This is a genomic window from Tenacibaculum agarivorans, from assembly GCF_001936575.1.
In the GTDB taxonomy this organism is placed as follows: domain Bacteria; phylum Bacteroidota; class Bacteroidia; order Flavobacteriales; family Flavobacteriaceae; genus Polaribacter; species Polaribacter agarivorans.
The window spans coordinates 217,201-231,760 of sequence record NZ_MSMP01000001.1; the positions used below are offsets into that span (position 1 = coordinate 217,201).

Consider the following 14,560-nt stretch of genomic DNA (forward strand, 5'->3'; position numbering starts at 1 on the left):
AATTTTGATTACTGAATTACGATTTACGAATTTTTAAATTTATAAACTGAATTCTAAATTTATTTTGTGCTACATCCGCTCATTGTTGTAATACGTACAACTTCTGTAGGCGGCAAGTTAGCATTTCTTTTTAATAATTGTGATACTACTTCTTGTGTTATTTCTTTAAACGATGTTTCAAGAGTTGTTCCGTTTTGTAACGCAACAGGATGACCAACATCTCCTGCTTCTCTTATACTCTGCACTATTGGAATTTCTCCCAAAAATGCTGTTTCTAGATCTTCTGATAAGTTCTTAGCTCCATTCTTACCAAAAATATAATATTTATTATCTGGTAATTCTTCTGGAGTGAAATATGCCATGTTTTCAATAATACCTAATACAGGTACGTTGATTGATTCTTGCTGGAACATCGCTACCCCTTTTTTAGCATCAGCTAAAGCGATATTTTGTGGTGTACTTACTACTACAGCTCCTGTAATTGGTAATGCTTGAACAATTGAAAGATGAACATCTCCTGTACCTGGAGGCAAATCAATTAGTAAGAAATCAAGCTCTCCCCAATCAGCATCAAAAATTAATTGATTTAATGCTTTTGAAGCCATTGGTCCTCTCCAAATCACTGCCTGATCTGGATTTGTAAAGAAACCTAGAGATAATAACTTAACACCGTAATTTTCTACAGGTTTCATTTTAGACCTACCTTCTACTTTAACTGATAATGGTCTTTCTCGTTCAACATCAAACATAATATGTTGTGATGGACCATAAACGTCAGCATCTAAAACTCCAACATTGAATCCCATTTTAGCTAATGAAATAGCAACATTTGCTGTAACTGTAGATTTACCTACACCACCTTTACCAGAGGCAATTGCTATAATATTCTTGATATTAGGAATTTCTTTACCTCTGATTTGATTTACGGTTTCTTTTGGTTTTACCTCAGCTTTTACATTCACTTTTACATCAATCTTCTGATCTACATGTTGATGTATAGCTTTCATGATTTCAACTTCAACTTTCTTCTTCGCTTGTAATGATGGATTTCCAATAACAACATCTACTATAACTTCATTACCAAAAGTAACTACATTTTTAACGTTTTCATTTTCCACTAAACTTTTACCTTCTCCAGGTGCAGTAATGGTTTCTAACGCTTTATATATTTCCTGCTTTGTAAAGCTCATTTCCTTTATATTAATTCTAAATTACAAAGATAATGCTTAGAGTTAACATACTAAAGTCTGCGAATTGCGATTGTTTATGGCTTGATAAACTTTAATGATTATTTAAGATAATTCTTTCATCGGATCCCAAAAAATCGTTTCAAAATCTTGGATTTGATTTTCTATTACTACAATACCTTCGCTTTCTAACAATTGTTGCATTAAATTTGTGCCTTCAAAATGATGTTTACCAGTTAATATCCCTTTCCTGTTAACTACTCTATGTGCTGGCACCTCTTTTCCTGAAGAATTATTCATTGCCCAACCAACCATTCTTGCGGAACGTGCCGCTCCTAAATATTTAGCAATTGCACCATAACTAGTTACTCTTCCAAAAGGAATTAAACGTGCAACCTCATATACTTTATCGAAAAAGTTTTTAGAATCTTCCATTTTTTAAAAATACAATTTAATTATAGTTAGCACCGCTAAAAATCCAGTAATAGCACTCATTAAAGGATTAAAAAACACCATGACTTTTGAAACTCTATTTTCCATCTTTTTAATTAATAAAATATAACTAGATAGCACAGCTATTACCCCTAATGAAGTTCCAAAAGCAAAAACTAACAGATAGCTGTATGCATCTAAAATCAGACCTTTATTAGCAAGAAAAGAATACATTAATGCAAAAAAAGGAATGGCAAACATATTAATAAATGACAATTTTATTCCATATGAGAAACAGTTCTCTTGACTACAAACTTGTTGTATTTTCTTTTTTGAAGAAAATTCTTTATTCAAATAGAAAAAGGAAAGATATATAAATACTAGTATTGCTATATTTTTGATCCAAAATAGTATGTCTGGATTTTTATGAATAAGTGAAATAACCACTATACTAGAAAGAAATTGAAAAAAAACTACAATTGCAGCCCCAAAAATAAAACGACGGGCTGCCTTTTTATTTTCATCGATAAAAATCTTTCCAACTGTTAGATTTAACATACTTGGCGGCGTAAATCCAAGATATGATGTTATAAAACCTAGGATAAAATGAGTGAGCATTACTAAAACTATTTATTTACAATTTTAGACGCTTACCTCAACCATAACTTTCTTAAATAACTTATCGAATTAGTAATTCAACTTAAATTTAATATACGTTATAGGCTTTCCTTGTTCAAGATATTGCTGTTCATAAAATGTTTGTGTGCTGGTTACTTCTTCTGGAGAATAATAATTTTTATAGACATCATGATTTGAATGCAAAATCTCATGTCCTTCTCCATGCAAAAGACCTAAAGTATAACCATGCATAAACTCACTATCTGTTTTTAAGTTGATACATGAATCTTGTTTAAGAATTTTATGATATTTCTTTAAGAAATCGGTATTGGTAAGTCTATGCTTTGTTCTTTTATACTTGATTTGTGGATCTGGAAACGTAATCCAAATTTCATTAACTTCATTATCTCCAAAAATGAAATCAATAAGTTCTATTTGTGTTCGAATAAAGGCAACGTTTTGCATATCATTTTCAATAGCAGTTTTAGCTCCTCTCCAAAAACGTGCTCCTTTGATGTCTATACCAATGAAGTTTTTATCAGGATTTTTTTCTGCTAGTGCAATTGTATACTCTCCTTTACCGCAACCTAACTCTAAAACTATAGGATTTTCATTTTTAAAAAATGAATTCCACTTTCCTTTCAAAGAAAAATTATTAACTACTTCTTCTCTTGTAGGTTGAATTACGTTAGCAAAGGTTTCGTTTTCTTTAAAACGCTTTAATTTGTTTTTGCTTCCCAAAATGCAGAAATGAATTAGGCTCTGTCCTCAGTACCTTCTTTTTGGAATTTAAGTGCTTGACCTATCCAATAGGTTAATAATAAAAGAAGTACTACTAAGAAAATCCAGTTGATAGCATTAGAAGTCCACCATCCTGCTGCGCCTTTAGCTAATGTTAAACGAATCCACTCGAAAGGGATAAATAAAACTTGAAATAAATCGCCAATTAATCTAAAAATATTTAATGCTAACATAACTTGATTATATTTACGTTTGCAAAAGTATAAAAAGAAAAAATGTTAACCAACTTTTTCAGCACAACTAAACCTGTAAATTCAGTATTTATAATACTTCTTTTCGCTTGTTATACAGTTGCGAGTTACTATACAGGGAATATTAACAATTTGAATTTTGGGTTTTCCTTATGGTTTCTACTCCTTTTTGGATTAGTAAATTTTGTAAACTCAAGAAATGGATTAACGTTTGATAATTCATTCTTTTTCTTAATTTTCGTCATTTTACTAGGCTATTTCCCTAGTGTATTAAAAATCGACAACTTTTTTTACTCCAATTTAGTTTTGGTAATTTACCTACGAAGAGTATATAGTTTGCAATCTAAAAAAAATGTTATAAAAAAGCTTTTTGATAGTGGCTTATGGATTGGTGTTTCTTTTTTAATAGAACCTTTTTCTATTGTTTTCTTTCCTCTTACATTTTTATCCATCACAATGTATCAACATATAGATTTTAGGCGTTTGTTTACACCTATTTTAGGTTCTTCTGTTCCTTTAATTCTATATTTCACTTATCTATTTTGGTATAACAATACTGATGAGTTTTTGAATCTTTTTACTTGGTCTTTTACCTTTGATTTTACCATTTATGATGCTTTAGTGAACAAATTGTTATTAAGCTTTTCTGGACTATTAACCTTTATAGCTTTAACATTAAAAAGTCCTAAAGCCTTAGCTGTTAAAAATCTTTTTAGGAAGAGTTGGATTCTAATTTTTTTCCATTTTATAACAGCTATACTATTGGTAATTTTAGTTCAAAATAGAACTGGAAGTGAAATTTTATATTTGCTTTTCCCATCTGCGTTAATTATAGCTAATGGGTTTGAATTATTTCAAAAAAAATGGTTTGCCGATTTTATTTTACTATTGATTTTTAGCGGATCTATCCTTGTGTATTTTTTATAATTACATTTTTTGACCAAATGCTAAATCTCCAGCATCTCCTAAACCAGGAACTATATATCCTTTTTCATTAAGATCTCTATCAATATCAGCGATCCAAAGTGAAGTATGTACCGGAAAATGATTTTTAATATAATCTATACCATCTAAAGAACCTATTACAGAAACAATATGTATCTTCTTAGGTTTACCGTATTGTTTTAATGCTGAATATACTGATACTAATGATCTTCCTGTAGCTAACATTGGATCTATAAGTATTAGTGTTTTGTTATCAATAGGTGGAGATGCAAAATACTCAACTATAATTTCAAAATCTTCATCATTATTTGGATGATATCGATAAGCAGAAATAAATGCATTTTCTGCATCGTCAAAATAATTTAGCACACCATTGTGTAAAGGTAAACCAGCTCTCAAAATGGAACACAAAACCACTTCATCAGATATAGTTTGTGTAGATTTTGTACCTAAAGACGTCACTATTTCTTCAGAAGAAAACTCTAATTTTTTACTTAATTCGTAGCCTAATACCTCGCCAATCCTTTCGATATTTCTACGAAACCTCATCGCATCTTTTTGAATTTCTTGGTCTCGTATTTCTTTCAAAAACTTGTTTAAAATAGAGTTCTGATGGGATAAATGATATACTTTCATTGTTTAGAATGGGCTGATTAAATACTAACAGAAAAATGTTAATTAACCCTTAAAGTTAACAATCGGATTGATATTTCAAAATTTAGGGTATAAAAATTGATAAAAAAAGAGAAACCGAAAAACTATGAAACACAAATTACTATTACTATTTTTTATCCCTTACCTTTCATTTTCCCAAAGTACTTTAGGAAAAGCTAAAGAAAGTCTTAGCAAAAGTTCTAAGAGCGTAAGTACAACTACAAGGAGTTCTAATTCCTCTAGTGAAGATGATGACCCTAGTTTTTTTGAACTATTTTTTGAAAGCTTTGTTTTAGAACTAGCGTATTATACCACTTTGGGTGTAGCTTTTGGAAGTGCTGATTATACTGAAATTAATCCGTATCCGTATTATAATGGCGATGGGGAGTACACCAGAGATTTCCATGATGATACACAATCCGTAAACTTTAAAATTGGCGCTAATTATTTAGCTAGCAGAGTTAATGGACTAGAGTTTAATGCTGTTTTTAAACCATTACCTATAATTGGTCTTGAGTTTTCTCATGTAAATTTTTCTGAAAAAACATTATTGAATTCTGAGTCGTTACCTATTTCTTCTTTTAATGTCAATTATTATAGAGTACGGGAAGATCACTTTTCTCTTTGGTGGGGAATTGGAGGAACTTATGTTGGAGATTCCGTAGATACTTGGGGATTTTCATATAATTTAGGATTAGATGTTTATCCTGTAAAACCAATTAGTTTACATGTAGGCTGGAAACAAAGCTTTATAAATGATGATAAGGTGAATGTCTTTAAAAGTCAAGTCAAATATCATATCCGAAAAACGGCTTTATATACCGGTTATCATAATTTTAGATTGGGAAGTGAAACTGTTTCTGGATTGGTACTGGGAGTAGAGTATACTTTTTAATGCTATATAAACTATAATAGTTAAATAAATTACTCTTGACTGAACTATCATTGATGCCTTTTCTTTAAACACTGAAAAACTAACACTTACACTAACATTCAAAACAACCTCTATTTCACTCTCCTTTGCCTTGATGCAAAGGAGCAAAAATCAAGACTCAAATGATAAGAATTTAAAAATACTACGGTATCTCCAGCCACAGATGAAAAGAACTCGCTAACGCTCAAACAGCTTTTCATCTTTCAGTCAACCCTGCTCCCTTGATTTTTACAAATTCTTATCAATAGGTCGTTTTTTTTAGTAACATGTCATTACAACCTTTCTCAATTTTTTATTGAAGGTCTCGAAATGATAACTCTGTAAATCAATTTCAAAAAATAAGATTCCTGCCATTGCAGGAATCTTAAAACAAAAACACCTTTAACAAGCATTTTCCCTACTCATATTTATTGATTTAATTACTTCTTCTTCGTTCATCGTCGTTACCAAATTTTCTATCTCTTACCTTTATTTTTTTGTTTCCAAAACTGTATGACAAAGAAATTCTTACGTTTCTATTACTATCATTTTGTCCGTAAACTTGTTCTACTCCATCAACAATTGAAGTCAAATTATTTAATGCACTAGTATTAAAAATATCATTTGCAAAAACAGACAGTTTTATATTGTTCTTAAAACTATGTTGAAAACCAAGAGATACACTATACATTTCTCCAACACTGAATAAACCTCCATTGTAAGCAGAACTATACCATGAATTCATTAAAAGTTTTGATTTTTTAGCTATTGAAAATGTATTATTTGAAGATACTCTTACTTGAACACCATTTCTTGGAGTAGCTCCAATATCTTTTTGAAACTTTGAATAATACCCTAAAATATTAAAGCTATTTTGGCTTTCCCACCAAGAAAAAAGGTTGGCATTGTAATTCTCTGAAATTCCATAATTGTATTGAGTAATATAATTATCTCTTGTTACTATTTGAGTTTGAGCTACTGGATCTGAAGTGAAAATTACACCAAAACCATCTGTTGTTACGTTTAAAAACACATTTGAACTTAACTTTCTTTTATACGTATGAGACAACTCAAAACTATCTGTGAATGATGGTTGTAGAAATGGGTTTCCTTCTCCAAAACTATTATCGTTAATATAATATCTAAACGGATTCAAATCTGAAAATCTTGGACGATCTATACGTCTTCCATAAGAAAATGAAAATGTATGATTATCATTTTTAGTATACGATGCATACACTGTCGGAAACAGTTTTGTGAATTCATTCTCGATCTCTTGATTTGCTTGTTCACTAATACCTTTTGTATTGGTATTTTCTAATCTAACCCCTAATTTTAATTCTAATTTTGCTGTTAAACTTGTAGCCGCAGAAACATAAGCTGCTAAATTATTCTCTTGATATTCAAAGTTATTAGATCTTGATGGATCTAAAACTTGATCTCCTGAAAGTGTATCAAAAAATAAAATATCACTCTTTGTATTTGTAAAACTTACTTTTCCTCCAAATGATAAATTTACTTTGTTAATTGGATAGTTCACATCAACTTTTGAGCTATAATTTTCTATATCTTGATCTGAAATATTCAGTGCAGCAGAAGTTATCCCCATTGAATCACCATTACTTCCGAAAACTTCTGTTGTAAAATCTCTATTATTTTTTGAATTGTAGTTGAAATAATCTGCATCGATAGCAATAGATCTACCTAACGTGTCTAATTTTGTTTCTGCATGAAAATTTATAGCATTATTTCTTCTATCAATGTTATTATCTCCTTTATTATCTATCCACCTATCCAATTGATTATTTTCATCAAAAACTGTAGAAGTTACCGTGGTGAATCCACCTGGCTTTGTAATATTCCCTAAATATTGCATTCCTAAAGTAGTTTTTTCTGAAGCTTGATAATCTAACTGAAACCTTCCTGAATAATTTTCATTTCTTTCTTTAGATTCTATAGCAATATCCCAAAAGTTTTGTGGGTATTGAATTTGTAAATCTTCTGTATGTCTAAAATGACCTTTAGTTGCATTAATACTTGCCACTAAAGAAAGTTTATTTTTATTATATGAAAAGTTATTTCGAAGCGAGCCAAAATTATATTCATTTTGATTGTAAACTACTCTGGAAGTATTATTCCAAGAATTTAACTTTGATCTTTTTAATATAATATTAATTAAACCACCTCTACCTGCTGCTTCAAATTTTGCTGGAGGTGTAGTAATTACTTCAATTGTTTTAATATCATTAGCATTTAACCCTTCTAAAAAAGCAGTCAATTCTTCTCCTTCTAATGGTGATAAACGACCATTAATTAACACTCTAGATGGTCCTTTCCCTAAAATCTCTAATACTCCATTTTGAATTTGAACTCTTGGAGCTACATTTAAAATATCAACGCCATTTCCTCCTTCTGCAACAACACTCTTTTCTACATCAAAGATTAATCGATCTACTTTTTGTTGGATCACTCTTCTTTTAGACTGAATAACAACCTCTTCTAAATTTTCTGTATCTTCTACCAAGGTGATTATTCCTAAATCTATTGTTGTATTAGTTACTGATATTTGTTTCGTCCAATTTGTATATCCTAAGAAAGAAATTACTACAGTATATTCACCTTTTGGACTCTTAAGAAGAAAGACTCCTTCATCGTTAGAATTGGTTCCCGCGATAATTTTTCCTGAATTATCTTTTAATATTATATCTGCAAAAGCAATATTTCCTAAGTTATCTACTACCTTTCCTTTTATACTTTGTGCATGGGAAAATAAAGAAATACATAAAAGTGTTACTAAAGCTAAACGTTTCATAATTTTTGTGTTTTTGTTTTGATGACACAAAAGTGCTTTAGACTTTCATTTTATGCGACCGAGAACACAAAGTCGAACTTTTTTCTTCTTTAAAAATTGGTTCGACTATTTTTTTAAAACGTTCGACTTTACGCTAACAAATTGATTTTCTGTATTGTGTAGGAGTTTTACCCGTGTGTTTTTTAAATGCAGTATTAAATGATGATTTTGAGTTAAAACCAACTTCATATAAGATTTCCAAAACTGTTACTTTACTTTTTGTAGCATCTGAAAGTATGTTTTTCGCTTTTTCGATTCGGTATTCATTTATAAAATCAAAGAAATGTTGATTCAATTTTTGATTGATTAACACAGACAATTCTCTCATGGGCATTTTCATATGTTCAGCAAGTTTTCGAATCGTTAAATCTGGATTTAAATAAGGTTCTTCTTTTTCCATATAACTTTTCAAATCTTGAATTTTACTATCATCTTCTTCAACTTCCTTTTGTATTTCTTTAGATGTAGAAAGGTGTACATCAACACCTCTAAATAGTTTAGGAGAGTTTAATGCTTTTAAGAATAACCAAAAAATAAAAAACACACCAAAGAGTAATACTACAATTCTCAAAGTTTGAGTTATTTCATCATTTCCAATTGTATCTCTCGCATAACCTTTTATCAATGTTAATATATGTCCAATTGTTATTAAAATCAGTAATTGCTTCAACCATTTATAGTTTTTTAAAACATCTGAATTTGTATAATTCTCTAAAATCAATTTTCGATATCGTAACACATAATACAAAGTTGCCAAGAAGTAGCCTAAAGAAACAAAATAACCAATAAGATCTAAAAATTTAACTTCCCATTTTGTATCATAATTTGCAAAAAAAGACTCTTTAACAGCATTATCTGCAAGGAAAAAATTAGGAAAGAGGATTATAATGCTTACTACCCAAAACAAACCATGTAGTACATGAATTTTTCGAAGTTTAAAATTGGAGTATATTACTGAAAGTACATATAAAAACAACAGTGGATCTTTAAAAGCTGATAGTTTAATACGTAACATTTCTAGAGTCAGATTTGGTGTTACAAGTACTGAATAAAAAAAGACACTGATATCTAAGGCTGTAACAGTTAAGAAACAAGCTAATAAAATGTTACTTAATTTTTTATTTGTTTTTACAGTTAATAAAAAGCCCGCAAAAAATAAGAATAATAAGAAAATGATGAATCCTAATACTGCTATTATCGAAACTTTATCCATATCTTAAGAATTAAGCGCCTGTTTTCTAAACTGTGTAGGAGTTAAATTGGTATACTTTTTAAACGCTGTATTGAATGATGACTTTGAATTGAAACCTACCTCGTATAAAATTTCGAGTACTGTTAGTTTAGGTTGATGTTTATCTGTTAATAAATTCATTGCTCTTTTTATTCGATATTCATTTACAAAATCAAAAAAATGCTGATTCAGATCATGATTAATTGCTATTGAAAGTTCTCTTGGAGCAATCTTCATTTGATGCGCTAAATTTCGGATCGATAGTGAAGGATTTAAAAATGGCTTTTCTTCCTCCATAAATATTCTTAAGCGACCTATTATATTTTGATGCTCCTCATTTTTACCTATTTCTTCCAATAAATCTTTAGTGAGCTTTGTTTTAGAATCTACTCCTTTAAATAAATCAGGATTATTCAATGCTTTTAAGATATACCAACACGTAACTAATAAAATAGCAAATATTAAGACTACTTGTGAATTAGAGAAAATAGTAGTTTCTACGTGTGAGTATTTAAGTATGTTTTTAATGATTGCTATGGTAAAAATTATAATCCAAAAAATTACAATTTGATATAACCACTTGTATGCTTGAATTGTGTTATTAGAATGGTTCTCAAAAAATATATTTTTTGCACGTTTCAATACAACTATACTCATGATATAATAATATATTGATTGAATATGCATAGATATATGCATAAATATGACTTCCCAAGTATGTATTACATCCAAAGAAATGGTGGCTATTTGCTCGCTTTTCCCCATATAAAATCTCGGAATCATTACTATATTTCCAATAACAAAAGGAAGTAAGTGCCACAAATGTTTCTTTTTAAACCTAAAATCGGAATAGCAAACTGAGCAAACGTAAAAATAAAATACTGGAGTAATTAAATAGTAAATAGTGTTTTTAAACATTAAAACACCCAATGAAGTCATAAAAAAATCGTGTATAAAAAAACCACTTATTTCAATAGAACTTAGAATCAAAAAGATACCAAACAAGCGATTACTCAATTTATTTTCAGCCTTTACTGAGAAAATAAATATGGCAAAAAGCAATGTTATAAAAGTAGCAAGGATTCCTATAAATACCCTTAAATCTAAATCATTCATTTTTGTAGCTTCAATTCAAATATAAATCTTTTAAACTACTTAACAATTCTTTACTATTTTCTATATGGCTCATGTGACCTTTAGATAAGGTTACTATAGATGTATTTGTTCGATTTGCTTCACTTTTAATAGCATCAATAGCTAAAACTGGATCTTTTTCTCCTGTTATGATCAATTTTTCAAAACTCCCTTCTTTTAAAACTACCTCTCTATTTTTTCGCAATTTCATTCCTTCTGAACAAGCTATGTAACCTTGAATTTGTGTTGCTAATGCTTGTTTTTTACATTCTTCTATCTCTTTTTGGAACTGTTTATTAGTTTCTGAGGCAAATAAGTTTTGTATAGACATGGATACTAAGGCTGAATAATTCGTTTTAGCCATCTGTATGGCTCTATTTCTAATTTGTTTTCTTTCCTCAGCGTCTGCTTGTGATGTAGAATTCAACAAACATAAAGCTCCAACACAATCTGGATATTGTTCTGCTAAAGCCAATGCTACATAACCCCCCATGGAATGACCAATAAAGCTAGCTCTATTAATGTTTTCTGCTTTCAATACTTCATAAACTGATGCTGCAATATCCTCCATAGTATGAACATATCCAACACATTCAGAATTCCCATGCCCTAATAAATCCACACAAATTATGTTATATCGAGCTGAAAACTCTTCAATTACTAGCTCCCACATACTTGAGTTCTCTAAAAACCCATGTAGTAAAACTAAGTTTTCTTTGCCTGTTCCATATCTAAAATAAGTAACCTTAGCTTTTTTAAAAGTAATTGAATTTTCCATATGACAAAAATATGTATCTTCATCCTATAAATAAAAATACAATAGTTGTTATACTACAATACATACTTACATGAAACTGCTAAAGATTGGGTAACTTTTGTACATGGTGCAGGAGGGAGTAGTACAATTTGGTACAAGCAGGTTCGGGTATTTAAAAAATACTATAATGTTCTAATTCTTGATTTAAGGGGTCATGGTAGAAGCAAACCTTCTTTAGGAAAGCTCTTTAAAAATGACTATACTTTTGATTGTGTTACTAAAGATATTATAGAAGTACTAGAGTATCTGAAAATTAAAAAATCACATTTTGTAGGTATTTCATTGGGTTCTATATTGATTAGAAATCTTGCAGAAAAAAAACCTGATTTGGTTAAAAGTATGGTGTTGGGGGGTGCTATTTTAAAGTTAGATATTAGATCTCAATTATTGATGAAATTTGGTAATGTTTGTAAGTCTATTATTCCATATATGTTACTTTATAAACTCTTTGCTTTTATTATAATGCCAAGAAAAAATCACAAAAGATCAAGATTATTATTCATTAATGAGGCAAAAAAACTATACCAAAAAGAGTTTTTAAAATGGTTTAAACTTACTTCTGAAATTAATCCTTTGTTGCGCTTTTTTAGGACTAAAGATATTAAAATACCTACATTATACGTAATGGGAGCCGAAGATCATTTATTTTTACCTCCTATAAAAAGAGTAGTTCAAAATCATACTCATTCATCGTTATTCGTAATTAAAAAGTGTGGACATGTCGTTAATATAGAACAACCAATAATTTTTAATGACAAAACTATAACTTTCATCAACTCCTTAAATTCTAAATCTACTAATGCAGAACTTTAAAAAACAAATTCTAATTACTGGATTCGCCTTATTCTCTATGTTTTTTGGTGCAGGAAATTTAATCCTCCCGCCTTTTTTAGGAAAAAATGCTGCAGATATGTGGTTTTGGGTTACTATTGGTTTTTTTATTACTGCTGTTTTTATTCCTATTCTTGGTATTCTAGCCCATGCGCGTTTACAAGGAACAATGTATGATTTTGGTAAAAAAGTATCTCCTATATTTAGTTTAGTATATTGTTTAATTGTCTACGCTATTTCTATTGCTTTACCTGCCCCAAGGACTGCTTCTGTAACTCATGAAATGGCAATTCAACCATACTTTGAAATCAACTCGTTAATCACAAGTACTATATATTTTATACTTGTGTTTTCATTTGTAATGAATAGAAGTAAAATTTTGAACCTTATTGGGCGATTTTTAACTCCTTTAATCGTTTTAATTTTACTTTCTGTAATTTTCATTGGAATATTTTCTTCCAATAGTATAATCTCACCTTCTATTTTTAATACTCCTATTATAGATGGGCTTTTAGAAGGGTATCAGACATTTGATGCTATTGGTGCTGTGGTTATTGGTGGTGTACTCGTAATTTCTATGAATTTTAATACAAATACTTCTTTTGAAGCTAAAAAAGAATTAATTACTAAGTCAGGATTTGTAGCTGGTTTAGGGTTACTGATAATTTATGCAGGACTTATATATAATGGCGCATTGTTTGGCAGTTTTTTTGGTGATAAAGCAAGCAGAACAGAGGTTTTATCAGGGTTAAGCACAAAAACTTTAGGTAATATAGGAACCACTTTCTTGAGTATTTTAGTTGCTTTAGCTTGTTTCACAACTGCTGTAGGAATTATTACGGGTACTGCTGATTACTTTAAAGGTATATTCAAAAACAATCAAAAAGCATATACCATAACTGCTCTGGTAGGTTGTCTGTTAGGTATTGTTGTTGGGCAGTTTGATGTACATTACATTATAAATATTGCATTACCAGCACTAATGTTTATCTATCCTATTACTATTGTACTAATCTTACTAAATCTTCTGCCTGAGAAACTAGCAACACCAACTCTATTTAGAACTGTTGTGATCGTTGCTTTTATATTTAGTATTCCAGATTTTTTACAGTTTATCATTGATAAAAAACACTTAAGCGGAGTACAAGAACTTATACCACTAGCTAAGCATCACTTAGGTTGGGTATTACCTGCATTACTTACTTTTATAATCGTTTCTTTTTTGGAAAAAAGGATCAAAATTTAGAATCGGTAACCAACGCTTAACCCAACTCTTGGCACCACAGCAGGTGATCTTTCAGTGAATAGGTTTCTACCTAAACCACCAACAATGCTCACCATTAATCCACCGTTGGACACGTATTTAGAACCCGCAGAAATACCAAGTGCACCGTCAGTATACGAAACTCTACTATCATCTTTCCCTGAATTTAATCCAAAGAAAATCTCTCCAAAATAGTTCCAGTTTTTAGCAGTAGTGAAATAGTGGCGGAAGAAAGGTGTAAACATGTTATCTTCATTATATCTGAAATCTGCATTGTCATTTTCAAAATTGAAAAGCCCAGAAATACCTACAGAAGATTGATCGCTGATATAATATTCATAATTAACCTCTACTGTTTTCATTACTAAAGCATCTGTTAAATCTAAACTAATTTCTTGTTGAGCTTGCACTAAAAAACTCATTAAAAATGCGAAAACTGCAATTACCTTTTTCATTATACGTTGAATTGTTGGATTATTATTTGTCTAACACGAATCTTAGATAAAAAAATTTGTCAGTTCGAATAATTTTACAAAATGAAAATAAAATTGTATCGAGAACAAGGCTATTACTTCTCGATATAAAATTATTTTTCATTGCATTACAAATAATTTCACTCGAAGTGACACTATTATTCTTAAATGAGATTCACGTGATCTACTAATTATGGTAACAAAAATACACTTTTATT

At 29.9% G+C, this 14,560-nt stretch carries 15 protein-coding genes; 4 read left to right on the forward strand and 11 right to left on the reverse strand.

What is annotated here, in order from left to right; genetic code table 11:
• Positions 1–59 precede the first annotated feature (59 nt).
• From BVC87_RS00980 to BVC87_RS01000, 5 genes are all read right to left on the reverse strand, one after another.
• Positions 60–1,190, reverse strand: coding sequence for an Mrp/NBP35 family ATP-binding protein (locus BVC87_RS00980; protein WP_075340467.1), 1,131 nt, complete (start codon positions 1,188–1,190; stop codon positions 60–62).
• Positions 1,191–1,292: 102 nt separating this feature from the next.
• Positions 1,293–1,622 (reverse strand): MGMT family protein, encoded by a 330-nt coding sequence (locus tag BVC87_RS00985; RefSeq protein ID WP_075340468.1) that lies wholly within the window; start codon positions 1,620–1,622, stop codon positions 1,293–1,295.
• 3 nt (positions 1,623–1,625) lie between these two features.
• Positions 1,626–2,237: a hypothetical protein gene (locus BVC87_RS00990; protein WP_075340469.1), complete on the reverse strand. Its 612-nt coding sequence runs from the start codon at positions 2,235–2,237 to the stop codon at positions 1,626–1,628.
• Positions 2,238–2,306: 69 nt separating this feature from the next.
• Positions 2,307–2,978, reverse strand: coding sequence for a tRNA (guanosine(46)-N7)-methyltransferase TrmB (trmB, locus tag BVC87_RS00995; RefSeq protein WP_075340470.1), 672 nt, complete (start codon positions 2,976–2,978; stop codon positions 2,307–2,309).
• A 14-nt stretch (positions 2,979–2,992) separates the two neighbouring features.
• Entirely contained in the window at positions 2,993–3,211 is a 219-nt protein-coding gene (locus tag BVC87_RS01000; protein ID WP_075340471.1) for a DUF6341 family protein, read from the reverse strand.
• Between the two features lie 42 nt (positions 3,212–3,253).
• On the opposite strand from BVC87_RS01000, the gene BVC87_RS01005 reads away from it, so the two are divergent.
• Positions 3,254–4,156 (forward strand): DUF6427 family protein, encoded by a 903-nt coding sequence (locus BVC87_RS01005; protein WP_075340472.1) that lies wholly within the window; start codon positions 3,254–3,256, stop codon positions 4,154–4,156.
• Here the strand turns inward: BVC87_RS01005 and upp are convergent, their stop codons facing one another.
• Positions 4,157–4,810: a uracil phosphoribosyltransferase gene (upp, locus tag BVC87_RS01010; protein ID WP_075340473.1), complete on the reverse strand. Its 654-nt coding sequence runs from the start codon at positions 4,808–4,810 to the stop codon at positions 4,157–4,159.
• A gap of 124 nt (positions 4,811–4,934) precedes the next feature.
• Here upp and BVC87_RS01015 point away from each other — a divergent pair, with 124 nt between their 5' ends.
• On the forward strand, positions 4,935–5,723 hold the full coding sequence (locus BVC87_RS01015) for a hypothetical protein (RefSeq protein ID WP_075340474.1): 789 nt from the start codon (positions 4,935–4,937) through the stop codon (positions 5,721–5,723).
• A gap of 454 nt (positions 5,724–6,177) precedes the next feature.
• Here the strand turns inward: BVC87_RS01015 and BVC87_RS01020 are convergent, their stop codons facing one another.
• The 4 genes from BVC87_RS01020 to BVC87_RS01035 all read right to left on the reverse strand — a co-directional run bounded on the left by BVC87_RS01020 (position 6,178) and on the right by BVC87_RS01035 (position 11,735).
• Positions 6,178–8,553, reverse strand: coding sequence for a TonB-dependent receptor domain-containing protein (locus BVC87_RS01020; RefSeq protein WP_075340475.1), 2,376 nt, complete (start codon positions 8,551–8,553; stop codon positions 6,178–6,180).
• A gap of 133 nt (positions 8,554–8,686) precedes the next feature.
• Positions 8,687–9,805: a helix-turn-helix domain-containing protein gene (locus BVC87_RS01025; protein ID WP_075340476.1), complete on the reverse strand. Its 1,119-nt coding sequence runs from the start codon at positions 9,803–9,805 to the stop codon at positions 8,687–8,689.
• Between the two features lie 3 nt (positions 9,806–9,808).
• On the reverse strand, positions 9,809–10,645 hold the full coding sequence (locus BVC87_RS01030; RefSeq protein WP_159439292.1) for a helix-turn-helix domain-containing protein: 837 nt from the start codon (positions 10,643–10,645) through the stop codon (positions 9,809–9,811).
• Between the two features lie 304 nt (positions 10,646–10,949).
• On the reverse strand, positions 10,950–11,735 hold the full coding sequence (locus BVC87_RS01035; RefSeq protein WP_075340478.1) for an alpha/beta fold hydrolase: 786 nt from the start codon (positions 11,733–11,735) through the stop codon (positions 10,950–10,952).
• Between the two features lie 45 nt (positions 11,736–11,780).
• Between BVC87_RS01035 and BVC87_RS01040 the strand changes: the two genes are divergently transcribed.
• Positions 11,781–12,587: an alpha/beta fold hydrolase gene (locus BVC87_RS01040; protein WP_075340479.1), complete on the forward strand. Its 807-nt coding sequence runs from the start codon at positions 11,781–11,783 to the stop codon at positions 12,585–12,587.
• Positions 12,574–13,851: a branched-chain amino acid transport system II carrier protein gene (brnQ, locus tag BVC87_RS01045; protein ID WP_075340480.1), complete on the forward strand. Its 1,278-nt coding sequence runs from the start codon at positions 12,574–12,576 to the stop codon at positions 13,849–13,851. The genes BVC87_RS01040 and brnQ overlap by 14 nt, the downstream gene beginning before the upstream one ends.
• Here brnQ and BVC87_RS01050 read toward each other — a convergent pair.
• Positions 13,848–14,324, reverse strand: a complete 477-nt coding sequence (locus BVC87_RS01050; protein ID WP_075340481.1) for a hypothetical protein — start codon at positions 14,322–14,324, stop codon at positions 13,848–13,850. The two genes, brnQ and BVC87_RS01050, sit on opposite strands and share 4 nt — an antisense overlap.
• Positions 14,325–14,560: the final 236 nt, after the last annotated feature.

Excerpts from the sequence above, each read along its gene's own strand:
- BVC87_RS00980 (WP_075340467.1), bottom strand. The coding sequence starts at position 1,190 with ATGAGCTTTACAAAGCAGGAAATATATAAAGCGTTAGAAACCATTACT.
- BVC87_RS00985 (WP_075340468.1), bottom strand. The coding sequence starts at position 1,622 with ATGGAAGATTCTAAAAACTTTTTCGATAAAGTATATGAGGTTGCACGT.
- BVC87_RS00990 (WP_075340469.1), bottom strand. The coding sequence starts at position 2,237 with ATGCTCACTCATTTTATCCTAGGTTTTATAACATCATATCTTGGATTT.
- BVC87_RS01000 (WP_075340471.1), bottom strand. The coding sequence starts at position 3,211 with ATGTTAGCATTAAATATTTTTAGATTAATTGGCGATTTATTTCAAGTT.
- BVC87_RS01005 (WP_075340472.1), top strand. The coding sequence starts at position 3,254 with ATGTTAACCAACTTTTTCAGCACAACTAAACCTGTAAATTCAGTATTT.
- upp (WP_075340473.1), bottom strand. The coding sequence starts at position 4,810 with ATGAAAGTATATCATTTATCCCATCAGAACTCTATTTTAAACAAGTTT.
- BVC87_RS01015 (WP_075340474.1), top strand. The coding sequence starts at position 4,935 with ATGAAACACAAATTACTATTACTATTTTTTATCCCTTACCTTTCATTT.
- BVC87_RS01020 (WP_075340475.1), bottom strand. The coding sequence starts at position 8,553 with ATGAAACGTTTAGCTTTAGTAACACTTTTATGTATTTCTTTATTTTCC.
- BVC87_RS01025 (WP_075340476.1), bottom strand. The coding sequence starts at position 9,805 with ATGGATAAAGTTTCGATAATAGCAGTATTAGGATTCATCATTTTCTTA.
- BVC87_RS01035 (WP_075340478.1), bottom strand. The coding sequence starts at position 11,735 with ATGGAAAATTCAATTACTTTTAAAAAAGCTAAGGTTACTTATTTTAGA.
- brnQ (WP_075340480.1), top strand. The coding sequence starts at position 12,574 with ATGCAGAACTTTAAAAAACAAATTCTAATTACTGGATTCGCCTTATTC.
- BVC87_RS01050 (WP_075340481.1), bottom strand. The coding sequence starts at position 14,324 with ATGAAAAAGGTAATTGCAGTTTTCGCATTTTTAATGAGTTTTTTAGTG.